We start from the raw sequence: 23,297 nt of genomic DNA, 5'->3' as shown, positions 1-23,297 counted from the left end.
CTTCTTATAAAAAACTAACAAGTGCCTGACGGTCCTGTAATGAACCGCAGGCCCGAGGCATCCATTTCACCCGCCGCGCCGTCGAGGCGCCCGGGATGGTTCGCGCCTGCGTGCAGCCGGCGCTTGTCGCACATCACATGAGGTCTTCCCGATGTCCGTAGCAAAGAACAGACTCGCTCACGCCGTTTGCCTGGCCATGGCGACGCTTCCCGCCACGCTCTATGCGCAGAGCGCCACGCCGGCGGCGTCCGCGTCCGGCGACGCGCCGGTGACGCTGGACAAGCTCACCGTCACCGGTTCGCTGGTGCGCCGTGTGGATGTGGAGACCGCCAGCCCGGTCGCCGTGGTCGATCGCCAGCAGATCCAGCAGAGCGGCAAGCAGACCCTGGGCGACCTGCTGCAGGCGCTGCCCGGCATCGCCGGCGCCGCGACCAACCCGCAGGTCAACAACGGCGGCGGCGACGGCGCCTCGACCATCTCCCTGCGCGGCCTCGGCGACCAGCGCACGCTGATCCTGATCGACGGCCACCGCATCCAGAACAACGACGTCAACTCGATCCCGGCCAACATGATCGACCACGTCGAAGTGCTGAAGGTCGGCGCCTCGGCGATGTACGGCTCCGACGCGATCGGCGGCGTGGTCAACTTCATCCTGCGCAAGAATTTCGAAGGCGGCGAAGTCTCGGCCAACTACGGCCAGACCAGCCGCGGCGACGGTGCGCGCCAGGGCGGCAGCTTCACCTTCGGCAAGACCTGGGACCGCGGCAACGTCGTGGTCGGCCTGGACTACAACAAGCAGAAGGACGTCTCCAGCGCCAACCGCGCGTTCTCCAAGTACGCGATGTACCTGTCCAGCGGCAGCGTCTACAAGGGCGGTTCCAGCCGCACGCCCAGCGGCTACTACAAGCTGCCGGCGGCGACCCTGGCGGCCAACGGCTGCAGCGCCAACGGCGCGCTGACCAGCAACGGCAGCGGCGGCTACAAGTGCTACAGCTCCTCGGCCGACGCCTACAACTACCAGGCGGAGAACCTGCTGCTGACCCCGCAGCAGCGCGTCGGCGGCTTCGTGCTCGGCAGCTTCAACATCACCGACTCGATGCAGGCGTACGTCAACGCCTACCACAACCACACCATGTCGAACTTCGCGATCGCGCCGCTGCCGTTCGACGCGCAGAGCGACGGCATCACCATCGCCGCCAACAATCCGTACAACCCGTTCGGCGTGGAGTTCGGTCCCAACGGCTACGAGTTCCGTTCGCGCTTCACCACCCTGGGCCAGCGCGAGGGCTTCTACGACACCGCCACCGACCAGGACGTGATCGGCCTGAAGGGCGGCATCGGCGACACCAGCTGGGTGTGGGACACCAACTTCAACTACGGCCACTACCGCCAGCGCAACTGGAGTCACGGCTACGTCGACTACGCCGCGCTGCAGACCGCGATCGACAGCGGGCAGGTCAACATCTTCGACCAGAACAACGCCAATACCATCGCCTGGCTGAAGAGCAACGAATCGATTCCGCGCCAGGAAACCACCACGATCATGCGCCAGTGGGAAGCCAGCGCCAACGGCAGCCTGTGGGAAATGCCGGCCGGCGCCGCGCAGCTGGCGGTGGGCGCGCTGTACCGCAAGGAGACCCTGAACTCCACGGTCTCGGCCAATGCGCTGATCAACAGCGACAACACCTGCGCGGTCTCCTCCGAAGCGTGTTCCTCGCCGCTGAGCGGCAGCTTCAACGTCAAGGAGGCATACGCCCAGCTGTTCGTGCCGGTGCTGGAGCAGTCCTCGCCGGTCGGCGCGCTCAACCTGACCCTGAGCGACCGCTACTCCGACTACAGCAGCGTGCGCTCGGGCAACAACAGCGCCTCGTTCCAGGTGGAGTGGCGTCCGATCCACGACCTGATGGTGCGCGGCACCGCGGCGCAGGTGTTCCGTGCGCCGACGATCAGCGACATCTACCAGGGTCCGACCGCCGACTCGCCGAACTTCGTCGACCCGTGCATCGGCTACAGCGGCAGCGGCCACGCCAATGCCTGCGCCGGCGTGCCGGCCGGCTGGAACGGCTCGGGCCTGTCGCAGACCAACGGCATCGTGTCCGGGTCCAGCTATGTCGGTTATCAGCTCAAGCCGGAGAAGGGCACCTCCTTCGACTACGGCCTGGTCTACAGCCCCGAATACGTGCCGGGCCTGTCGGTCAACCTCGACTGGTGGAAGGTCAAGCTCAACGACCTGATCCAGTCGATCTCCGCGCAGACCGTGGCCGACCTCTGCTACAACGACGACAACAGCCCGTATTGCAGCTACATCCACCGCTATGCCGCGGGCACTGTCAGCGCCGGCAACATCAACTACATCCAGACGCCGGTGGTGAACATCGGCAAGCTCAACACCCAGGGCATCGACCTCGGCGCCAACTACGTGCTGCCGGAGACCGCGTTCGGCAAGTTCACCGTGGCCGTGGACAGCACCTACCTGCACCGCTACGACATCGACACCGGGGACACGGTGGTGCACATGGCCGGCCGCTACAACTCGTCCTACGGCAACTACACGCACTGGCGCGCGCACGCCCAGGTCGGCTGGAAGCTGGGCAACTGGGATGCGAGCTGGACCACCCGCTGGATCGGCAAGGTGCAGGTCGGCAGTGGCGACCTGACCCAGAACATGTCCGCCGATGCGGCGATCAAGGGCGTGGTGCTGGACTACGGCAGCTACATGTACCACAACCTGCAGGTGGGCTACGACATGACCGGCGCCAACCTGCGCCTGGACCTGGGCGTGGACAACCTGACCAACAAGCAGCCGCCGGTCATGTACCAGAACAACGTGTTGAACGCGAACACCGACGTGAGCACCTACGACACGCTCGGCCGCTACTACTGGATGCGGGCTACCTACCGCTTCTGAGTGGAGCCGGCGCCGCCCGCCTGCGTGGGCGGCGCCGGAGCGTACGATACGGCGCGTCCCTGTGGGCGCGCCGTTCTGCTTGAGGGAGCAGCATGCCGATGCGCATGAACCAGACCGACCTGCGCCACTACGTCCGCGTCTACGACGCGGCACTGGATCCTGGCTTCTGCGCCCAGCTCATCGCGCAGTTCGAGCAGACCGCCGCCCAGCACAGCCGCAACGGCGCTGGCGAGCGTGCGGGGCTGGACGACAGCGCCTGGACCGAACTCAATGTCACCCGGCTCGCTGATCCGGCGTTCCAGGGTTTTTTCATCGAACAGGTGCGTGCGGCGCTGGCCCGCTACAACGCCGATCTCGGCCTGACCGCCGAGGTGCCGTGGCGCCCACGCCTGGCCGACCTGCGGATCAAGCGCTACCGCGCCGATGCCGGCGAACGCTTCCAGCCGCACTTCGACGCCTGCGACGCCGAGACCGGCCGTTACCTAGTGTTCCTGTGGTATCTCAACGACGTGGCCGAGGGCGGGCACACCCGCTTCCTCGACCTGGACCTGGAGGTCGCCCCGCGCGCCGGGCGCCTGCTGGTGTTCCCGCCGTACTGGATGTTCCTGCACGCGGGCCTGCCGCCGCGCAGCGGCGACAAGTACATCCTGTCCACCTATCTCGAATTCACCGCCAAGCCGGCCTGACCCAGGGCGCCGTCAGTGCGGGACGGGCACGCACCGTCGCCGCACAGCCCCAATCCCGCATCCCCAATACCGGCCGCACCAGCACCCCGTCGCTCAGCCTGCACCATGCAGATGCTCGAACAGGATGGTGCTGCCGATCGCGATCAGCAGCGCGCCGCCGACGATCTCCGCGCGCTTGCCGGCCAGCGCACCGAGCGCGCGGCCGAGCATGATGCCCAGGGTGACCATGGTCAGCGTGCACAGGCCGATGATCGCCGCGACCTCGACGATGTTCACGTCGAGGAAGGCCAGGCCGACGCCCACCGCCATCGCGTCGATGCTGGTGGCCAAGCCGGTGGCCGCCAGGTTCCAGAAGCCGTGGCGCTTGGGCGCGGCCTCCTCGGGCGTGTCGGACTCCGGCTTGAGGCCGGCGACGATCATGTGCACGCCCAGCGCGCCGAGCAGGCCGAAGGCGATCCAGTGGTCGAAGGCGACCACGTACTTGGATGCGGCCTGGCCGAGCACCCAGCCCAGCGCCGGGGTCAGTGCCTCGATGCAGCCGAAGATCAGGCCGGCACGCAGCGCGTCGGCCCAGCGCGGGCGTTGCATCGCCGCGCCCTTGCCGACCGCGGCGGCGAAGGCATCGGTCGACATGGCGATGCCGAGCAGGAGGATCGAAAGAAACGACATGGGGGACCGTACCGGGACAGGCGACAACGACGAGCGCGCGCGCCCGGCCTTCGCCTTGCGCACTCGCCGCTGGTCTCGCCAACCGAACTGGCTGCCCGTACCACGGCGCATCGGCCGAGTCTGTTGATACGGGCGCTGTCCGCGCAGGTCGGACAGCAGGCTACTCCCCAAGGGGACGCGCAGTCTAACAGCGGCCAACTGCGGCGAACATCCCTGGAACGCACGCGAACCTGCAGCTTATCTTGATAGCTGCTGCTATATCGGCGATGGCTCTGCAGCGGTACGGCAAATGCGCTGGGTGCGTCGAGGATGCTCGCTTCTCTACCCACGTCGTTGCCTGCGGTGGCGCTCAGCCGTGGAGCGCGAGTGGGCGAATGTGTGCGCCCCTTCAGGACAGCGCCACGGACTTGTCCGCTGTTCGCGCATGCAGCTACCGATGCGTCGCCGCTGGGTGGGGGGCTTCCCACACCGTGCCCAAGGGAGCGACTGGCGCTCCGTGTTCAGCGCGTCGGGACTGAAGTCCCTCCCACAAGGAGGCGCCCAGCGCGCCGCGTACGCACGGACAACGGACGCGCACGCGCTGCATCCGCTCGCTCGCGCCTTCGCAGATGTCGCAGCGGCTCAGTCCTCTTCCGGCGGCAGCACGATCGCGTCGCTGTCGATGGCCAGCTTGCCGGCCAGCAGCACCGCCTGGGTGCGGTTGGTGACGCCGAGCTTGCGCAGGATCGCGGTGACGTGCGCCTTGATCGTGGCCTCGGACACGCCCAGGTCGTAGGCGATCTGCTTGTTGAGGCTGCCGGCGCCGAGCATCTGCAGCACCCGGAACTGTTGCGGGGTCAGTTCGCGCAGGCGCTGCCCGACCTCGCGCTCGGCGCGGTCGGTGGGCGGCACGTTGTGCGCTTCCGGCGGCACCCAGTGCTCGCCGTCCAGCACCGTGCCCAGGGCCAGGCCGATGGTGTCCGAGTCGGCCGACTTGGGAATGAAGCCGAACGCGCCGTGGTCCAGCGCGCGCCGCATCACCGTCGGCTCCTCGCGTGCGGACACCACCACCACCGGCAACTGCGGATGCAGCGCACGCATGTGCACCAGCGCACTGAACCCCTGTGCACCGGGCATGTTGAGATCCATCAGCAGCAGATCGGCATCGGCATGGCGATCGGCCAGCGCGTACAGCGCCTCGACGCTGTCGGCCTCGTACAACTGCACCCCCGGCATCACCCGCTGCACCGCCCCACGCAGCGCCTCGCGGAACAGGGGATGGTCGTCGGCGATCAGCAGGGTGGGCATGGGGCGGGGATTCGGGATTTGGGATTGGGGATTCGTAGAGCAACAGCAACAGCGGAGCGTGACGTCGCCAGGAGATCGGACACGGACCGGGGACCGCTTTGACGAATCCCCAATCCCAAATCCCGAATCCCGGCGCGCGTCAGCGCGCCAGCCGTTCGTTCACCAGCGAATCCACCACCGATGGATCGGCCAGGGTCGAGGTGTCGCCGAGTTGGTCGGGGGCGTTCTCGGCGATCTTGCGCAGGATGCGGCGCATGATCTTGCCCGAGCGGGTCTTGGGCAGGCCCGGCGCCCACTGCAGGTGGTCGGGGGCGGCGATCGGGCCGATCTCCTTGCGCACCCAGGCCACCAGTTCCTTGTGCAGGGCTTCGCTGGGCTGTTCCTCGGCGACCAGGGTCACGTAGGCGTAGATGCCCTGGCCCTTGATGTCGTGCGGGAAGCCGACCACCGCGGCCTCGGCCACCTTGGGGTGGGCGACCAGCGCGCTCTCCACCTCGGCGGTGCCGATGCGGTGGCCGGAGACGTTGATGACATCATCGACGCGGCCGGTGATCCAGTAGTAGCCATCGGCGTCGCGGCGGCAGCCGTCGCCGGTGAAGTAGCTGCCCGGGTAGGTGCGGAAATAGGTGTCGATGAAGCGCTGGTGGTCGCCGTACACGGTGCGCATCTGCCCCGGCCAGGAATCGCGCAGCACCAGGTTGCCCTCGGTGGCGCCCTCCAGGATCTCGCCGTCGGCGCTGACCAGCGCCGGCTGCACGCCGAAGAACGGCAGCGTCGCCGAGCCGGGCTTGAGGTCGATGGCACCGGCCAGCGGGGTGATCAGGATGCCGCCGGTCTCGGTCTGCCACCAGGTGTCCACGATCGGGCAGCGGCCATCGCCGACCACGTCGTAGTACCAGCGCCAGGCTTCGGGATTGATCGGCTCGCCGACGCTGCCGAGCAGGCGCAGGCTCGTGCGCGCGGTCTGCTTCACCGGCGCCTCGCCCTCGCGCATCAGCGCGCGGATCGCGGTCGGGGCGGTGTAGAAGATCGTCACCTGGTGCTTGTCGATGACCTCCCAGAAGCGCGACACGCTCGGGTAGTTGGGCACGCCCTCGAACATCAGCGCAGTGGCGCCGTTGGCCAGCGGCCCATAGACGATGTAGCTGTGGCCGGTGACCCAGCCGACGTCCGCGGTGCACCAGTAGATGTCGTCCTCGCGCAGGTCGAACACGGTCTCGTGGGTATAGGCCGCGTACAGCAGGTAACCGGCGGTGGTGTGCAGCACGCCCTTGGGCTTGCCGGTGGAGCCGGAGGTGTAGAGGATGAACAGCGGGTCCTCGGCATTCATGCGCTCGGGTTCGCATTCGGCCGGCTGGCTGTCGACCACGTCGTGGAACCAGCGGTCGCGCGGGGCCTGCATGTCCACTGCGCCGCCGGTGTGGCGCACCACCAGCACGGTCTCCACGCTGGTGGTGCCGGGCAGCTTCAGCGCCGCGTCCACGTTGGCCTTGAGCGGGATCTTCTTGCCGCCGCGCAGGCCTTCGTCGGCGGTGATGATCAGCTTGCTGCCGCAGTCGATCACCCGGTCGGCGATCGAGTTGGGCGCAAAGCCGCCGAACACCACCGAGTGGATCGCGCCGATGCGCGCGCAGGCCAGCATCGCCACCGCGGCATCGGGGATCATCGGCAGGTAGATGGTGACGCGGTCGCCCTTGCGCACGCCCAGCGCGCGCAGCGCGTTGCCGAGCCGGCACACGCGCTCGTACAGCTCGCGATAGGTGACGCGGTAGGACGGCGCGTCCGGGCTGTCCGGCTCGAACAGCAGCGCGGTCTTGTCGCCGCGGGTGGCCAGTTGCCGGTCCAGGCAGTTGACGCTGGCGTTGAGTTCGCCGTCGTCGAACCAGCGGATGCGGAAGTCGTCCAGGGCGAAGCTGACGTCCTTGATCCGGGTCGGCTTCTTGAACCAGTCCAGGCGCTCGGCCACCTTGCCCCAGAACGCCTCCGGCTGTTCCACCGATGCCTTGTACTGGGTCTGGTACTGGGTCTTGTCGACCCGCGCACGGGCGGCGAACTGCGGATCGACGGGGTAGAGATCGGCCATGGTTCCCTCTGCAATGAACGGGGCGCCGCATGCGGCGGCGCGTCAATGCGCAGTGTGCCGCATCCGGCGTCAAGCGCACACGCGCCGGGCCTTAGACGATGGTCGTAACTCAGCCGACGTTCGACTAATGGCCAATAGGCGCGGCCAGCGCGGTCGCGCACGCTGGGCTACGGCCGTGCGCATGCGTGCGGCCATCCATTATTCGGGAGGGAGTAATGAGCAACCGCATCGCATCCTTGGCGCGCCGCCCGTTGGCGGCGGCGCTGTTGATGGCCCTGGTCGCGCCCGGCGCGGCCTTCGCCCAAGGCAAACCCTCGGCGCGCGAACAGGCGCTGGAGACCCGCGTGGCCGAGCTGGAGCGGCAGGTGCAGCAACTGCTGTCCGCGCAGCAACAGCAGCAGGGGCAGATCGCGCAGACCCAGACCGAGGTCGCCGCGGTCCGCTCGACCCAGGCCGCGCCGCCGCCGCCACCCCCGGCACCGCCGGCCGGCAAGGCGCCGATCCAGGTCACCACCATCACCCCGGGGGCCACGCCCGGCACCACCTTCAAGGTCGGCGGCTTCATCAAGGCCGACTTCCTGGCCACCCGCACCGGCGACGGCCAGCTCGCCGACGATGCCACCGGCCGCGCGCTGTACCTGCCCGGGCAGACCCCGGTGGGCGGCGCCAAGTCCGGTACCGACTACAACGCCCACGCCAAGTTCTCGCGGATCAACTTCGGCGTGGACAGCGTCACCGAAGGCGGCAACAAGGCCGGTGCGCTGGTGGAACTGGACTTCTTCGGCAATTCACTGGGCACCCAGACCGCCACCAACACCTACGGCGCCACCCTGCGCCACGCCTACATGTACTGGAACCACTGGCTGGCCGGCCAGACCTGGTCCAACTTCATGGATCCGGCGGCGCTGCCGGAAGCGGCCGACTTCATCGGCCCCACCGACGGCGTGGTGTTCGTGCGCCAGGCGCAGCTGCGCTACACCAACGGCGGTTTCAGCATCGCCCTGGAGAATCCGGAAACCACCCTGTACACGCGCAGCGTGGCCGGCGTGGTCAGCACCGCCAGTTCCGACCGCGGCGCGCTGCCGGACCTGACCGTGCGCTACGGCTGGAAGGGCGACTGGGGCAGCTTCGGCGTCGCAGGCGTGGTCGGCCAGCAGAAGGTCGACAACCGCGCCACCGGCGCCGACGCCAGCAAGGCCTCCGGCGGTCTGACCCTGGGCGGCAAGTGGGTGGCCAGCGACAGCGACAGCCTGTTCTACCAGCTCACCGGCGGCGAAGGCATCGGCCGCTACATCGGCCTGGGCATCGCCCAGAACGCGGTGTACGACGCCGCCGACCGCGACCTGGACACGGTCGGCGTGGTCGCCGGCTACGTCGGCTGGCGCCACGCGTTCTCGCCCAAGCTGCGCACCAACCTGATCTACGCGCGCAGCGACTACGACAACGACACCGCGCGCACCGGCCTGGCCGTGACCAAAAGCGTGCAGAGCATCCGCGGCAACGTCTTCTACTCGCCGTTGCCCAAGGTCGATATCGGCGCCGAGCTGATGTACGGCAAGCGCGAGATCGAAAGCGGCGCCACGGGCGACATCACCCGCCTGCAGTTCACCACCAAGTACAGCTTCTGATCCGTGCCGCGGCCACTTACCGGAGCCATCTCATGAGCCTCTCCAACGACGCGCTGATCGCCAAGATCGACGCCAATCCGAAGTACCACGCGCTCAAGCGCCAGCGCAACGCGCTGGGCTGGACGCTGACCGTCCTGATGCTGCTGGCCTACTTCGGCTTCATCGGCCTGATCGCCTTCGACAAGGCCTTCCTGGCCCAGCCGATGGGTAGCGGCGTCACCACCATCGGCATTCCGATCGCGATCGGGGTGATGGTCTTCACCATCGCCATCACCGCCATCTACGTGCGTCGCGCCAACACCGTGTACGACCAGCTGACCGCCGCCATCCTCGAGGACGCCCGCCAATGAGCAAGTACCTGCGCTTCCTTCTGCTGCTGCTGGCCGCGCTGCTGCCGGCCGGTGCGGCCCTGGCCGCCGGCGGCGATGTCGGCCAGACCGACAAGCAGCCGACCAACTGGGTGGCGATCTCCATGTTCGCCTTCTTCGTCGCCGGCACCCTGTGGATCACCAAGTGGGCGGCGAAGAAGACCCGCTCGGCGTCGGACTTCTACACCGCCGGCGGCGGCATCACCGGCTTCCAGAACGGCCTGGCGATCGCCGGCGACTACATGTCGGCGGCCTCGTTCCTGGGTATCACCGCGGCGGTGATGACCAACGGCTACGACGGCCTGATCTACGCCATCGGCTTCCTGGTCGGCTGGCCGATCCTGACCTTCCTGATGGCCGAGCGCCTGCGCAACCTCGGCAAGTACACCTTCGCCGACGTGGCCGGCTATCGCTTCGCGCCGACCGCGATCCGCAGCTTCGCCGCCTCCGGCACGCTGGTGGTGGTGCTGTTCTACCTGATCGCGCAGATGGTCGGCGCCGGCGCGCTGATCAAGCTGCTGTTCGGCCTGGACTACTGGGTGGCGGTGAGCCTGGTCGGCGTGCTGATGATGGTCTACGTGCTGTTCGGCGGCATGACCGCCACCACCTGGGTGCAGATCATCAAGGCGGTGCTGCTGCTGACCGGCGTGACCTTCATGGCCGTGGCGATCATGTGGCACTTCAACTTCAGCTTCGAGGCGCTGTTCGCCGAGGGCGTGCGGGTGAAGACCGCGGTGGCGGCCAACGGCGGCGCCTCGCCGGAAGAGGCGGCCAGTGCCGGCCTGTCGATCATGGGCCCGGGCGGCTTCGTCAAGGATCCGATCTCGGCGATCTCCTTCGGCATGGCGCTGATGTTCGGCACCGCCGGCCTGCCGCACATCCTGATGCGCTTCTTCACCGTCCCCGACGCCAAGCAGGCGCGCAAGTCGGTGTTGTGGGCCACCACCTGGATCGGCTACTTCTACATCCTGATCTTCATCATCGGCTTCGGCGCCATCGCCCTGGTGCTGACCAACCCGCAGTTCGCCGACGTCGCCACCGGCACCATCCATGGCGGCAAGGGTGCGGCCAACATGGCGGCGGTGCTGGTCGGCAACGCGGTGGGCGGCAACGTGTTCATGGGCTTCATCTCCGCGGTGGCCTTCGCCACCATCCTGGCGGTGGTCGCCGGCCTGACCCTGTCCGGTGCCTCGGCGGTGTCCCACGACCTGTACGCCACGGTGATCAAGAAGGGCAATCCGGCCCCGGGCTCGGAACTGAAGGTGTCGCGCGTCACCACCATCGCGCTGGGCGTGATCGCGGTGCTGCTGGGCATCGTGTTCGAGAAGCAGAACGTGGCCTTCATGGTGTCGCTGGCCTTCGCCATCGCCGCCTCGGCCAACTTCCCGGTGCTGATCCTGTCGTTGCTGTGGAAGGACTGCACCACCCGCGGCGCGGTGATCGGCGGCTTCCTCGGCCTGATCTCCTCGCTGGTGCTGACCGTGCTGTCGCCGTCGGTGTGGGTGGACACGCTGGGCAACCCGACCGGCTCGGCGCCGTTCCCGTACACCTCGCCGGCGCTGTTCTCGGTGACCATCGGCTTCGTCGGCATCTGGCTGTTCTCGGTGCTGGACCGCAGCGCGCAGGCCGGCAAGGAACGCGCCGCGTTCAAGGCGCAGCAGATCCGCGCCGAGACCGGGCTGGGCGCCTCGCGCGGGTCGGGTCACTGAGCACGCGCGCCTAGGCAGGACGCGGCCATCGCCGCACGCGACGCCGGCCCTTGTGCCGGCGTCGTCGTGTCTGCGGGCAGCGGCTACCATGGCGGGCCCTTGCCGCACCGGTCGCCCGCATGCGCTATCGCTGGATCCTGTTCGACGCCGACGACACCTTGTTCCATTTCGACGCCTTCGCCGGCCTGCAGCGCATGTTCGCCGGCTACGGCGTGCAGTTCGGCGAGGCGGATTACGCCGAATACACCGCCTGCAACCGGCCGCTGTGGGTGCAGTACCAGAACGGCGCGATCACCGCGTTGCAATTGCAGCAGCGCCGCTTCGCCGACTGGGCGCAGCGCCTGCAGACCGCGCCGGAGACCTTGAACACGGCGTTCCTGGCGGCGATGGCCGAGCTGTGCGCGCCGCTGGACGGAGCAGTGGACCTGCTCGACGCGCTGCATGGGCGCGCGCGCCTGGGCCTGGTCACCAATGGCTTCGGCGCGCTGCAGACCGCGCGCCTGCAGCGCACCAGCCTGCACGACCGCTTCGAGGTCATCGCCATTTCCGAGGTGGTGGGCGTGGCCAAGCCGCACCCGGGGATCTTCGCGCACGCGCTGGCGCAACTGGGCGATCCGCCGCCGGCGCAGGTGTTGATGGTCGGCGACAACCCGCAGGCGGACATCGCCGGCGGCCTGGCCGCCGGGCTGCACACCTGCTGGTTCAATGCGCACGGCGCCGCCGCGCCGGAGGGCATCGTGCCGCACCATGAAGTCGCCTCACTGGCGCAGTTGCAGGCGTGGTTGCTGGAAGAGCCGGCGTAGCCGTGCGGATGGGTGGGAGCGCGCGGGTTCATCGGGTCGGGACTGAAGTCCCTCCCACAGGTGGAACCTTCAGTCCGCGGCGATGCTGACGCGCTCCGTGTGGGAGGGACTTCAGTCCCGACCCGACCCACTGTGAGACCCAGGGCGCGCGGCCGCGCACTGCCGACCCGCTGCCTGCGCGCACGGCAGCCGCAACCTGCGTCGTATAGTGCGCCCATGCCGACCTCCGCCGCCGACGCCGCTTCCACCGACACGCCGCTGGCCGCCCTGCCAGTCACCCTGCAGCGTCTGCGCGCGGCCTGGCAGGCGGCCAAGCCGGAGCGGGCGCAGCGCCGCGAGGACCTGCTGCGGCTGCGCGCGGGGCTGAAGCGGCGGTTGCCGGAGATGGCCGATGCCATCGCCGCCGATTTCGGCCACCGCTCGCGCCACGAATCGCTGATCGCCGACGGCATGACCGTGCTCGGCGAGATCGATCATCTGCTGCGCCATCTCAAGCGCTGGATGCGCCCGCAGCGGGTCGGTGCCGGCTGGCGGCTGTGGCCGGCGCGCGCGGAAGTGCGGCCGGTGCCGGTCGGCGTGGTCGGGGTGATCGCACCCTGGAACTACCCGGTCAATCTGGCGCTGATCCCGCTGGCCACTGCCATCGCCGCCGGCAACCATGTCTACCTGAAACCCTCCGAGCACACGCCGCGCACCGCGCAGTTCCTGCAGTCGCTGCTGGCGGAGGTGTTCCCGCCGCAGCGGGTGGCGGTGGCGCTGGGCGGGGCCGAGGTGGCGTCGGCGTTCGCCGCGTTGCCGCTGGACCACCTGGTGTTCACCGGCTCCACCGCGGTCGGGCGCAAGGTGATGGCGGCGGCGGCGCCCAACCTCACCCCGCTGACCCTGGAGCTGGGCGGCAAATCGCCGGCCATCGTCTGCGCCGACTACCCGCTGGAGCAGGCCGCCGCGCGCCTGGCCACCGGCAAGTGGTTCAACGCCGGGCAGACCTGCATCGCCCCGGACTACGTGCTGATCGACGCCGGCCGCGAGGCGGCGCTGGTGCAGGCGCTGCGCGCGCAGGTGCTGGCGCGCTACGGCGATTTCGCCGGCGCCGAGGACTACACCCGCATCGTCAACGACGGCCAGTACCGGCGCCTGCGCGGCTACCTGGACGATGCCCGGGCGCGCGGCCTGGAGGTGATCGAACTGGCCACGGTGGAGCGCGAACGCGCCGAGCGCGAGCGGTTGATCGTGCCGACCGTGGTGCTGCAGCCGGGCGACGACGCGCTGCTGATGCAGGAGGAGATCTTCGGCCCGATCCTGCCGCTGCGCAGCTATCGCTCGCTGGATGCGGCCATCGCCGAGATCAACGGCCGCGACCGGCCGCTGGCGCTGTATCCCTTCAGCCACGACCGCGCCCGGATCGAAGCGATCCTGCACGCGACCATCGCCGGCGGCGTCACCGTCAACGACAGCCTGCTGCATTTCGCTGCCAACGCGCTGCCGTTCGGCGGCATCGGCCCCAGCGGCATGGGCGCCTACCACGGCCGCGCCGGCTTCGACGCCTTCAGCAAGGCGCTGCCGATCCTGTGGCAGGCGCGCCGCGCCGGCAGCGACCTGCTCAAGCCGCCGTACGCGCGGATTGCGCGCATGCTTTCGTTCCTGTTGCGGTGAGCGGGGCGTAGCGGGCGCCCAGGGGGCGCGCGCATGGTGTGGCGATAGGAGGCACGCGTCTGTAGGAGCGGCTTCAGCCGCGAGGCGTTACCGGTAAAGCCTCGCGGCTGAAGCCGCTCCTTGTATCTGGACATGTCGCCCCTAAACAGGCGTCATGTCTTCCGACTGATCATCGGAGGAGGTGTAGGAGGTCCAGTCGCTCCTAAAGCTTCGAGCTTGCATCGTAGATCGGCTCCGCCCTCCACATGCTGGCCCTTGTGTGTCCGAACGGTATCCGAGTCCGCCCCCGGGCGTGAACTCGCATCGACAAGGCAGGACCGGGCCCAGCGCCGATCATGACCCTGACACGATGGAGGAATCGCGTATGTCTCCCGTCATCGGCATCGACGTCGCCAAACGCAGTTTCGATGTGGCCATCGATCTGACCAATGGCAAGCACCGTACCAAGGCCAAGTTGTCCAACGATGCCAAGGGCTTCCAGGCCCTGCAGGCATGGCTGCAGACGCATGCGCAGCCCGATAGCTGGATCGCCATGGAGGCCACCGGCACCTACCACCAGGCGCTGGCCGAGTTCCTCCACGCACGCGGCTATCGGGTGTGCGTGCTCAACCCGGCGCAGACGGCCGCGTACGCACGCAGCCAACTCAGCCGGGTCAAGACCGATCGCAGCGATGCCAAGCTGATCGCCAGTTATGCCCTGCGTCACCGCGAGCAGTTACGCCGTTGGCACCCTGATCCGCCGGCGCTCAAGCAGCTCAAAGCACTGGTGCGCCGGCGCCAGGATCTGCAACAGATGCTGCAGATGGAGCGCAACCGGCTGGACGTCGCTCCGGCTCAGGTGAAGGACTCGATCCAGGTCCATCTGGCCGATCTGCAACACCACATCGCCCAGATCGAGCAGGCCATCGATGACCATATCGATCAGGATCCGACCTTGCGTGGGCAGCGCGAGTTGCTGGTGAGCATCCAGGGGATTGCCGACACCAGCGCGGCCTTGATGCTGGCCGAGCTTGGCGATGTGAGGCGCTTCGCCGATGCCTCGGCGGTGACCGCCTTCGCGGGCCTGAATCCGTGCCTGCAGGAGTCGGGCGAGCGCAAAGGCCACGTCTGCATCTCGCGCACCGGCTCGCCCCGCCTGCGCGCGGGCCTGTTCATGCCGGCCCTGGTGGCCATGACCCACAACCCGATCATCCGCACGCTGAAACAGCGGCTGAGCGAACGCGGCAAAGCCGGCAAGCAGATCGTGTGCGCCGCCATGCGCAAGCTCCTGCACCTGGCCTACGGGGTTCTCAAATCGGGCACGGCGTTCGATCCGAAAAGGGGCCTTGCCTGCTAGGGAGTAAGACGGTATCTACAAGAGACAGCGTGTCTCGCCAAGGAAGCGATCACCGGAGGCGATCCTCCGCCGCGATGAGGCAAGTCCCCAGATGCAGCGCCAGCGGCGCGCACCGGCCGGTTCGAAGCGCCGGTCCCTGGGTACGACCCGGCCGGGATGGCAGCAAATCGTGGCGCAGTCCACAGTCCATCGCCGGGTCGCACCCTGGAAATAAATAATTCACAGTAAGTTATTAACTTCTCGCCCCGACGCCGCCGCCGATCACGGTGGCTCAGGCTCCTGCGCGAGACGTCCGTGCGGAGCGCAGCACACGAGATGCCGCCATGCGTCGACCTGACCGGCGCTCGTTCCCCCGTGTCTCCCCCTTTCCTTCAGAACCGGACGCAGCCCAATGAAGATCGCATTCGTTCCCTCGCCCCTGGCGCGCGCCTGCCGCGTGCTCGCCGCCCTGACGGTGCTGGCCGTCGTGCCGCAGCTGGCCATGGCCAACTGCAACGACACCGTCGGCACCAAGATGAGCAACATCCTGTTCGCCGACAGCAGCGGCGACACCATGGTGCTGGCCCACCGTGGTCTGTGGGGCAAGTACTCGGGCATCGCCGACATGCCGGAAAACTCGCGCGGCGCGCTGCAGACCGCCAACGACCAGTGCATGGACGGCGTGGAGCTGGACATCAAGATGACCAGCGACGGCGTGCCGGTGGTGCTGCACGACTGGAACCTCGGCCGCACCACCAACGTCTGGACCAGCCGTCGTGGCGAAACCAAGTACGACCCGATGAACAACCAGGGCTACAACCCCTCGATCACGGTGACGCCGTGGTCGGCGGTGAGCGGCCTGTTCCTGCTGACCCCGGACCGCCGCACCACCACCGGCTACCACGTGCCGCGCGTGGACGACCTGTTCGCCTACTTCAAGCAGCACGGTCTGAAGACCCCGATGGTGTTCGACATCAAGACCGCCGATGCGGTCCGCGCGGTGTCGCGTGCGGCCGATGCCGCGTTCTCGGTGGCCTCGCCCAACTTCGTCGCGGCCAAGGTCAATGCGACCCTGTACCCGACCCGTTCGGCGTTCCGTGCCGACGGCAGCAGCATGGTCGGCATCCCGGTGTTCACCACCAACATGCTGACCAAGATCAATGTCGACAACGCCGTGTCGGCCTGGCTCGACACCAAGCAGGCGATGGAGATCAACGTCAAGCAGGTCGGCGGCCTGTTGCAGGGCGACGCCGACCGCGTGCGCGAGCGCGGCGCGCGCGTGGGCGTGTTCCAGGCGATTCCGGACAGCCCGCTGGCCGGGCAGTTCTACCAGAACAGCGGCGCCTGCTGCTATCGGCTGTCGGACCTGTACTTCTCCTACTCCGGCGGCCGCGACACCGCCGACAACCGTGGCGATCTCAACTTCATCGTCAACCAGGAGGCGTTCAGCCTGATCACCACCGACGACCCGAAGGCGGCGATCGCGTACCTGAAGGCGCGCGGCAAGCACGACTGAGTCCTTGCACGTCCTGGCGGCCGACCCCGTGGTCGGCCGCCGCGTTGCGGCCGCGGCGCCTCGGCGTCGCGTGCCGCCCTTTCCTGGAGAAGCGCATGTCCCTTTCCCTTGCCAAGTCCACCGTCGCCCTGTCCATCGCGCTGGCCCTCTGCACGCTGGGCGCCGTCGTCGCGTCCGCCGCGCCGGCCGCCGAGTCCGCTGCCGCCGATCCGGTGGTGTTGCGGGTCGGCGCGCAGCAGTTCACCGCCAGCGAGTACCGCGCGCTGGCCAGCGACGGCACGCGCGGCGACGCCGGCATCGACGACGACTCCGTGGTGCGTCGCTTCGCCGACCGCGCCATCCTGCTCGACCAGGCACGGCAACAGCATCTGCAGGACGATCCGGTGGTGGCCGCCCGCCTGCGCCGTGCCGCCGACGCGATCCTGGCCGACGCCGCGCAGGCGCGACTGCTGAGTAGCGCGCAGATCGACGAGCGCATGCTGCGCCAGCAGTTCGCCGCGCATCCGGACGACTACACCGAATACCACCTGCGCCATCTGTTCGTGGCCCTGAATCCGCAGGGCGGACCGCGCGCGGGGCATCGCTTGACCGAGGCGCAGGCCCTGCAGCGCGCCGAAGCGCTCAAGCGCCAGCTCGACGGCGGCGCCGATTTCGCTACCCTGGCCATGCGCGAATCCGACGACACCGCCACCGCCGGCGAGGGCGGGCAGTTGTCGCCGACCTTCGGCCGCTACCTGGCCGATGCCTTCGTCGCGCCGATCCGCCAGCTCGCGGTGGACCACGTGTCCGCGCCGGTGCGCGGCCCCGACGGCTACCACCTGATCCGTCTCGATACGAAGACCGACGCGCGCTTCGAGGCGGTGCGCGGGCAGATCGACCTGCAACTGCGCGAACAGGCCGCGGCCGACGCCATGCAGCGGCTGCGCCAGGCGCAACCGATGGCGTTCGACCGCGCCGCCTACGCGGCCGCCGCGCGCTGAGGCCGGCGGTGCGGCGGCGTGCTGCGCTGACGGTGTGGTGGGGGGGCGCTGCCGCGGTGGCGGCAGCCCTGGCGTTCCTGTGCTGGCCGGCTGCAGCGCCGACGACCGCGCTCGCGCAGTCAACGCGGCCGTCGCCATCACCGTCGCCACCGGCTGCGACCGCCGCGCCTGTCGTCGCGGTCGCCCCGGATTCCCTCGCCACGGTGCCGGCCGGCGCCAACGAGGCGCAACGGCTGTCCGCCACCGCGTTGCTGGCGCTGGACTGCCGGCAGCGCGCGCAGGCGCCAGCGCCCAGCGCGGTGCTGCCGCCGGGCGTGGACGAGGACAGCAGGGAAGAGGCGACGGCCCGTCGTTTGGCCGAACAGCGCCGTGTCGCGGCGTGCCGCGGCGTCGCCCGGCTCGATGCCGCGCAGGTCGAGGCGATGCTGCGCAGTGCGGCCGCTGCCGGCGATGCCGACGCGCAGCGCCAACTGCTGGCGCAACGCGTGACGCAACTGCTCGCGCGCGGCGGCAGCGTCGGTGCGGACGGACAACCCGTGCCGCTGTCGGCCGCCGACGAGCGCGACGCCGAGGACGTGGTGGCGCAACTGGAAGACCGCGCCCTGCACGGCGATCGCGGATCGATCGACGCGTTGGCGCAACTGCTGCGCGCGCCGTGGCTGGCGGTGGCCGATCCGCCGTACGCCGCGGCCTGGCAGCTGGCTGCGCGGCAGGCGCCGGAGCGGCCGTTTCCGCCGCCCGAGCAGGTGGTCGGTGCCGACGAACTGCTCGATGGCCTGAACGAGGCGCAGCGGCAGCAGGCGCTGGGTCTGGCGCCGGCGTTGTTCGCGCAGTGTTGCGCGCGGCGCTGAATGGCCCGCGGCCTGCGGGTTTGGCCGCTGCCGCGGCTGCGGTCAGAATAGCGGCCGGCTTCCCCGTCCCGGATTTCCCTTGAAGATCGCCAGCTGGAACGTCAACTCGCTCAACGTGCGCCTGCCGCACCTGCAACAGTGGCTGGCCGCGTTCGCGCCGGACGTGGTCGGGATCCAGGAGACCAAGCTGGAGGACCACAAGTTTCCCGATACGGCACTGGCCGAGGCCGGCTACCGCAGCGTGTTCGCCGGGCAGAAGACCTACAACGGCGTGGCGATCCTCTCGCGCCTGCCGATCGGCGACGTGCAGATCGGCGTGCCGGGCCTGGAGGACGAGCAGAAGCGCGCCATCGCCGCCACCGTCGGCGACCTGCGCATCGTCAATCTGTACGTGGTCAACGGCCAGGACGTGGGCACCGACAAGTACGCCTACAAGCTGCGCTGGCTGGAGGCGGTGCACGCCTGGCTGGCCGACGAGCTGCAGCGGCATCCGCGGCTGGTGGTGCTGGGCGACTTCAACATCGCCCCGGACGCGCGCGACGTGCACGATCCGCTGGTGTGGAGCGACAACCACATCCTCACCTCCACCGCCGAGCGCGGTGCCCTGCACAAGCTGCTCGCCCTCGGCCTGCACGACGGCTTCCGCCTGCACCACGCCGATGGCGGCCTGTTCAGCTGGTGGGACTACCGCCAGGCCGGCTTCCGCCGCGATCTGGGTCTGCGCATCGATCTGACCCTGGTGTCCGAGGCGCTGAAGGCGCGCACCCGCGCCGCCGGCATCGACCGCGAACCGCGCACCTGGGAGCGTCCCAGCGACCACGCGCCGGCCTGGATCGAACTGGAGCCGGGCGCATGAGCGAGCGCCACGTGCGGCGCTGCATCGACAAGGTCGGCGATACCGCGATCGCGCCGCTGCACCGGCTCAGTTGCCACTGCGGTGCGGTGCAGATCGACCTGGAGCTGCCGCACGGCATCGTCGACCCGCGCCGCTGCAACTGCTCGCTGTGCCGGCGCCGCGGCGCCATCGTGGCGTCGGTTCCGCTGGCCGCCCTGCATGTCCGCCAGGGCGAGCAGGCGCTGCGCCTTTACCAGTTCCACACCCACACCGCGCAGCACTACTTCTGCGGCACCTGCGGGATCTACACGCATCATCGGCGCCGCTCCGATCCCAGCCTGTACGGCTACAACGTCGGTTGCCTGGAGGGCGTGGACCCGTATGCGCTGGCCATCGCGGTGCCGGTCGAGGACGGCGTGCATCATGCCGCCGACCGCACCGCGCCGTGAGCGCGGCCGCAAACGCAAAACGCCCGGCGAACCGGGCGTTTGCGCAAGCGGTAAAGGCGACGCGTCAGCGCGCGCGGCCGCGGGTGACCAGGTTGACGATCGCCAGCAGGATGATCGCGCCGATCAGCGAGTACAGGAACGTCCACAGGGTGATCGCCTGGTTGATGCCGCCGCCGAACAGCCAGCCGGCGATCAGCGCACCGACGATGCCGACCACGATGTTCAGGATGATGCCCTGCTGTGCGTCACGGCGCATGATGATGCTGGCCAGCCAGCCCACGATGCCGCCGACGATCAACCAGATGATGATGCCCATGCGTCAGACTCCTCGGTTCGGCCCGCACCAGGAGCGGTGGGGTGCGCGCCATTTAAGAAGCGCTGCCGTGAAGCGGTCGTATAGCGGCGACACCGTGGCGCAGCGGCCATTGCGCTTTGTGGGTGCGGCGTGAGCGCGCCGATGCCCCCGGTCGCCGCCGACGGCGTCGAGGCGCCGGACTGGCGCCTTGGCCCGGTGGCGCTGTGGCTGCGCCCGCATCCGCCGCGGACCTCCGGCGAAGCGCAGGCGCGGCGCCTGCTGGCCGGCGAACTGGCGCTGCCGGCGGCGCAGTTGCCGCTGCGTCGCGATGCGCGCGGCCGGCCGGGGCTGCATGCGCCTCTGGCGCACTTGGACACCGGCTGGAGCCACAGCGGCGACTACCTGCTGGTGGCGGTGGCCGCGCACGCACGGCTGGGCGTGGACATCGAGCGGCAGCGGCCGCGGCCGCGCCTGCTGGAACTGGCGCAGCGCTTCTTCCACCCGGACGAGGTCGCGCTGCTGGCGGCGCTGGCGATGCCGGCGCGCGAGGCGCTGTTCTTCCGCCTGTGGTGCGCCAAGGAAGCGCTGCTCAAGGCGCATGGCCACGGCATCGCCTTCGGCCTGCACCGACTGCGCTTCGCCGAGGACGCCGGCGGCGCGCTGCGTCTGGTCTGGTGCGACCCGGGCCTGGGTGAGGCCGACGCCTGGCATCTGCACGAATGGGCGCCGGTCGCGGGCTACCGTGCGGCGCTGGCCTGGACGCCTGCGGCGCTGCCGTAGCGATCGCCGTGCGCACCGGTGCGCAGCCGGCGGCCGACCCGCGCCAGGCGCCGCGGGTGCCGTGCCTCAGGCTTCGAGCGCACCGGCGCGGCCATCCTCCACCACGAAGCGCTTGAGCGTGGACACCGTGGCGTGCGTATCGCGGCGTTCGGAGATCGCCTGCAGCCGGGTCTCCATCCGCGCCGGGCTCAGCGACACCGACACGTAGCCGCGCTGGCGGCTCTCGGCGTAGCGCACGTGCGGATTGTCCGGCAGCCGTCGCACGATCTCCTCGTAAGGCGGGCCGTCGGAGGTGATCGAGGTGCCGACGAATTCGGTCGCCACGGTGCGCGACTGCGGATCGGCCGCATCGGCCTTGAGGTCGGTGACCCAGTAGGAATGGATGTCGCCGCCCCAGAACACCGGATTGCGCAGGCCGCTGCGCACGATGGCGTCCAGCATGCGCGTGCGCGTGGCCGGATAGCCGTCCCAGCCGTCGGTCCAGTGCCCGACATGGCCGTCGCGGTCGTGCTGCAGGATCGGCGCGACCAGCAGATCCTGCGCGATCACGTTCCAGCGCGCCTGCGAGCGGCCGAAGCCGCCGTACAGCCAGCGCTCCTGTGCCGCGCCGAGCATGCTGCGCGCCGGGTCGGCGAGCGCCTTGCAGGCAGACGTCGCCACGTGGCCGCCGCGCCAGCCGTTCGGCAGGGGACAGGGCTGCTCGCTGCGGTACTGGCGCCCGTCGAGGACGAAGAAGCGCGCCAGCGCGCCGTAGTCCAGGGCCCGGTAGAGACGCATGTCGGGGCCGTGCGGACGATGCCGGGCGCGCAGCGGAAAGTGCTCGTACATCGCCTGATAGGCGGCGGCACGGCGGCGCAGGAAGGCGGCGGTGGGCACGGCCGGGTCCTGCGACCAGCGGTTGGCGTAGTCGTTCTGCACTTCGTGGTCGTCCCAGGTCGCCACGCAGGCAGAGCCCGCATGCAGCGCCTGCAGGTCGGGATCGGTGCGGTACAGCGCATAGCGGTTGCGGTAGCCGGCCAGATCGACGCAGTCGCCGCTGCCGTGGGTACGCACCAGGCCGGTGGTTTCCTCGCCGCGGTGGCTGTACTCGTAGATGTAGTCGCCGAGGAAGAACACCAGATCCGGGCGCTCCGCGGCCAGATGCCGGTAGGCGCTGAAATAGCCTTCTTCCCAGTGTGCGCAGGACACGAAGCCGAAGCGCGCGCTGTCCAGGGCGCCCGGCGCCGGCGCGGTGCGCGCGCACCCGAGCGGACTCTGCGCGCCCAGCGCCTCGAAGCGGTACCAGTACGGCCGCCCCGGTTGCAGGCCGCTGACCTCCACGTGCACGGCATGGCCCCAGCGCGGATGCGCGGTCGCCACACCGCGCTGGACCACCTGGGTCATGGCCTCGTCGGTGGCCACGCGCCAGCGCACCGGAACCGGCGCAAGCAGGCCGCCGCTTCCATCCGGCGTCAGCGGCTGCGGCGCCAGCCGGGTCCACAGCACCAGCCCGTCGTGCAGCGGGTCGCCCGCCGCCACGCCCAGGGTGAACGGATCGGCGCTGCCGCTGGCACGGGCGAATGGGCTCAGCAGCGGCGTCGCCGCCAGCAGGCCCAGCCCGGCCAGCACCCGGCGGCGGCCGGGATCGTGCGGGGCGCCGGCGGGCGCGTTCGGGGTGTCTGCAAGGTCGGACATGGGCAGAAGCGTGCTTGAAGACGACCGACAATGCTCGCGCGCGCCCATGTCCGCAACATGGCAGCACGCGCGGCGCCACCTGCGATAATCCACCGATGACCGATGCTTCCCTTCCCGATTCCGTCCGCGTCGCGCTCGAACAGGGCCTGCATGCGCAAGGCCTGGACGCCGCCGCGCTGGCGCCGCCGCTGCTGGCCTACCTGGCGCTGCTGACGCGCTGGAACCGCACCTACAACCTGACCGCGATCCGCGACCCGCACGAGATGGTGACCCGCCACCTGCTGGATTCGCTGGCGATGCAGCCGTTCGCCCGCGAGGGCGCGCTGGCCGACCTGGGCACCGGGCCGGGGCTGCCCGGCATCCCGCTGGCGATCGCGCGGCCGCAGCTGCGGGTGACCCTGGTCGAAAGCAACGGCAAGAAGGCGCGGTTCCTGCGCGAGGCGGTGCGCCAGCTGCGCCTGGACAACGCGCGCGTGGCCGAGTCGCGCGCCGAAGCGTTGGACGAGGCCGGCGCCTACGACCTGCTGACGGCGCGCGCGCTGGACACGCTGGCCGGCATCGTCGCCGTCGGCGGCCACCTGTTGCGCCCCGGCGGGCGCCTGCTGGCGATGAAGGGCGTGCGTCCGGACGAGGAGATCGCCGCGCTGCCGCCGGGCTGGGTGGCGCCGACGGTGCACCCGTTGCAGGTCCCCGGCCTGGGCGCCGACCGCCACCTGGTGGTGGTCGAGCGCGGTTGAGCGGCGGCCGCGGCCGCCCCCGATTTCCGCCACGGGGGGCTGTGACCGCATAATGCCCGGTCCCACCCCCC

General features: G+C 69.6%; 20 protein-coding genes. 15 read left to right on the top strand and 5 right to left on the bottom strand.

Annotated elements, in window-relative coordinates; all coding sequences use genetic code 11:
• Positions 1–196 precede the first annotated feature (196 nt).
• Entirely contained in the window at positions 197–2,908 is a 2,712-nt protein-coding gene (locus AC1PK7_RS20805; protein ID WP_481099370.1) for a TonB-dependent receptor, read from the top strand.
• Positions 2,909–3,006: 98 nt separating this feature from the next.
• On the top strand, positions 3,007–3,594 hold the full coding sequence (locus AC1PK7_RS20800; RefSeq protein WP_209245656.1) for a 2OG-Fe(II) oxygenase family protein: 588 nt from the start codon (positions 3,007–3,009) through the stop codon (positions 3,592–3,594).
• Between the two features lie 93 nt (positions 3,595–3,687).
• On the opposite strand, the gene mntP is transcribed toward AC1PK7_RS20800, so the two are convergent.
• The 3 genes from mntP to acs all read right to left on the bottom strand — a co-directional run bounded on the left by mntP (position 3,688) and on the right by acs (position 7,633).
• On the bottom strand, positions 3,688–4,263 hold the full coding sequence (gene mntP, locus AC1PK7_RS20795) for a manganese efflux pump MntP (protein ID WP_209245510.1): 576 nt from the start codon (positions 4,261–4,263) through the stop codon (positions 3,688–3,690).
• Between the two features lie 621 nt (positions 4,264–4,884).
• Positions 4,885–5,550, bottom strand: a complete 666-nt coding sequence (locus AC1PK7_RS20790; protein WP_420008319.1) for a response regulator transcription factor — start codon at positions 5,548–5,550, stop codon at positions 4,885–4,887.
• A 139-nt stretch (positions 5,551–5,689) separates the two neighbouring features.
• Positions 5,690–7,633: an acetate--CoA ligase gene (acs, locus tag AC1PK7_RS20785; RefSeq protein ID WP_481099369.1), complete on the bottom strand. Its 1,944-nt coding sequence runs from the start codon at positions 7,631–7,633 to the stop codon at positions 5,690–5,692.
• 215 nt (positions 7,634–7,848) lie between these two features.
• Here acs and AC1PK7_RS20780 point away from each other — a divergent pair, with 215 nt between their 5' ends.
• From AC1PK7_RS20780 to AC1PK7_RS20730, 11 genes are all read left to right on the top strand, one after another.
• Positions 7,849–9,261, top strand: a complete 1,413-nt coding sequence (locus AC1PK7_RS20780) for a DcaP family trimeric outer membrane transporter (RefSeq protein ID WP_481099368.1) — start codon at positions 7,849–7,851, stop codon at positions 9,259–9,261.
• A 32-nt stretch (positions 9,262–9,293) separates the two neighbouring features.
• A complete protein-coding gene (locus AC1PK7_RS20775; RefSeq protein WP_010342761.1) occupies positions 9,294–9,611 on the top strand; it encodes a DUF485 domain-containing protein in 318 nt (105 codons plus the stop codon).
• Positions 9,608–11,338, top strand: a complete 1,731-nt coding sequence (locus AC1PK7_RS20770; RefSeq protein WP_481099367.1) for a cation acetate symporter — start codon at positions 9,608–9,610, stop codon at positions 11,336–11,338. The genes AC1PK7_RS20775 and AC1PK7_RS20770 overlap by 4 nt, the downstream gene beginning before the upstream one ends.
• Positions 11,339–11,457: 119 nt before the next feature.
• On the top strand, positions 11,458–12,141 hold the full coding sequence (gene yjjG / locus AC1PK7_RS20765) for a pyrimidine 5'-nucleotidase (protein ID WP_481099366.1): 684 nt from the start codon (positions 11,458–11,460) through the stop codon (positions 12,139–12,141).
• Positions 12,142–12,357: 216 nt separating this feature from the next.
• On the top strand, positions 12,358–13,794 hold the full coding sequence (locus AC1PK7_RS20760) for a coniferyl aldehyde dehydrogenase (protein ID WP_481099365.1): 1,437 nt from the start codon (positions 12,358–12,360) through the stop codon (positions 13,792–13,794).
• A gap of 364 nt (positions 13,795–14,158) precedes the next feature.
• Positions 14,159–15,130, top strand: coding sequence for an IS110 family RNA-guided transposase (locus AC1PK7_RS20755; protein WP_481070338.1), 972 nt, complete (start codon positions 14,159–14,161; stop codon positions 15,128–15,130).
• A gap of 481 nt (positions 15,131–15,611) precedes the next feature.
• Entirely contained in the window at positions 15,612–16,625 is a 1,014-nt protein-coding gene (locus AC1PK7_RS20750) for a glycerophosphodiester phosphodiesterase family protein (protein ID WP_481100951.1), read from the top strand.
• Positions 16,626–16,720: 95 nt separating this feature from the next.
• Positions 16,721–17,605 (top strand): peptidylprolyl isomerase, encoded by an 885-nt coding sequence (locus tag AC1PK7_RS20745; protein ID WP_481099364.1) that lies wholly within the window; start codon positions 16,721–16,723, stop codon positions 17,603–17,605.
• 203 nt (positions 17,606–17,808) lie between these two features.
• Entirely contained in the window at positions 17,809–18,456 is a 648-nt protein-coding gene (locus AC1PK7_RS20740) for a hypothetical protein (RefSeq protein ID WP_481099363.1), read from the top strand.
• A gap of 79 nt (positions 18,457–18,535) precedes the next feature.
• Entirely contained in the window at positions 18,536–19,312 is a 777-nt protein-coding gene (gene xth / locus AC1PK7_RS20735; protein ID WP_481099362.1) for an exodeoxyribonuclease III, read from the top strand.
• Positions 19,309–19,740, top strand: coding sequence for a GFA family protein (locus tag AC1PK7_RS20730; RefSeq protein WP_481099361.1), 432 nt, complete (start codon positions 19,309–19,311; stop codon positions 19,738–19,740). The genes xth and AC1PK7_RS20730 overlap by 4 nt, the downstream gene beginning before the upstream one ends.
• A 64-nt stretch (positions 19,741–19,804) precedes the next feature.
• Here AC1PK7_RS20730 and AC1PK7_RS20725 read toward each other — a convergent pair whose 3' ends face one another.
• A complete protein-coding gene (locus AC1PK7_RS20725; RefSeq protein ID WP_010342751.1) occupies positions 19,805–20,056 on the bottom strand; it encodes a GlsB/YeaQ/YmgE family stress response membrane protein in 252 nt (83 codons plus the stop codon).
• A gap of 141 nt (positions 20,057–20,197) precedes the next feature.
• Between AC1PK7_RS20725 and AC1PK7_RS20720 the strand changes: the two genes are divergently transcribed.
• Positions 20,198–20,815 carry a 4'-phosphopantetheinyl transferase family protein gene (locus AC1PK7_RS20720; RefSeq protein ID WP_481099360.1) on the top strand — a complete coding sequence of 206 codons (618 nt, stop codon included), beginning with the start codon at positions 20,198–20,200 and terminating at the stop codon, positions 20,813–20,815.
• Between the two features lie 66 nt (positions 20,816–20,881).
• Here the strand turns inward: AC1PK7_RS20720 and AC1PK7_RS20715 are convergent, their stop codons facing one another.
• Positions 20,882–22,489, bottom strand: coding sequence for an alkaline phosphatase D family protein (locus AC1PK7_RS20715; protein ID WP_481099359.1), 1,608 nt, complete (start codon positions 22,487–22,489; stop codon positions 20,882–20,884).
• A 95-nt stretch (positions 22,490–22,584) separates the two neighbouring features.
• Here AC1PK7_RS20715 and rsmG point away from each other — a divergent pair, with 95 nt between their 5' ends.
• Positions 22,585–23,226 carry a 16S rRNA (guanine(527)-N(7))-methyltransferase RsmG gene (rsmG, locus tag AC1PK7_RS20710; protein ID WP_420008307.1) on the top strand — a complete coding sequence of 214 codons (642 nt, stop codon included), beginning with the start codon at positions 22,585–22,587 and terminating at the stop codon, positions 23,224–23,226.
• The last annotated feature ends 71 nt before the right edge of the window (positions 23,227–23,297 follow it).

It is taken from the genome of Xanthomonas sp. NCPPB 3174, assembly GCF_056725205.1.
This window is presented reverse-complemented; position numbering and strand designations above follow the sequence as displayed.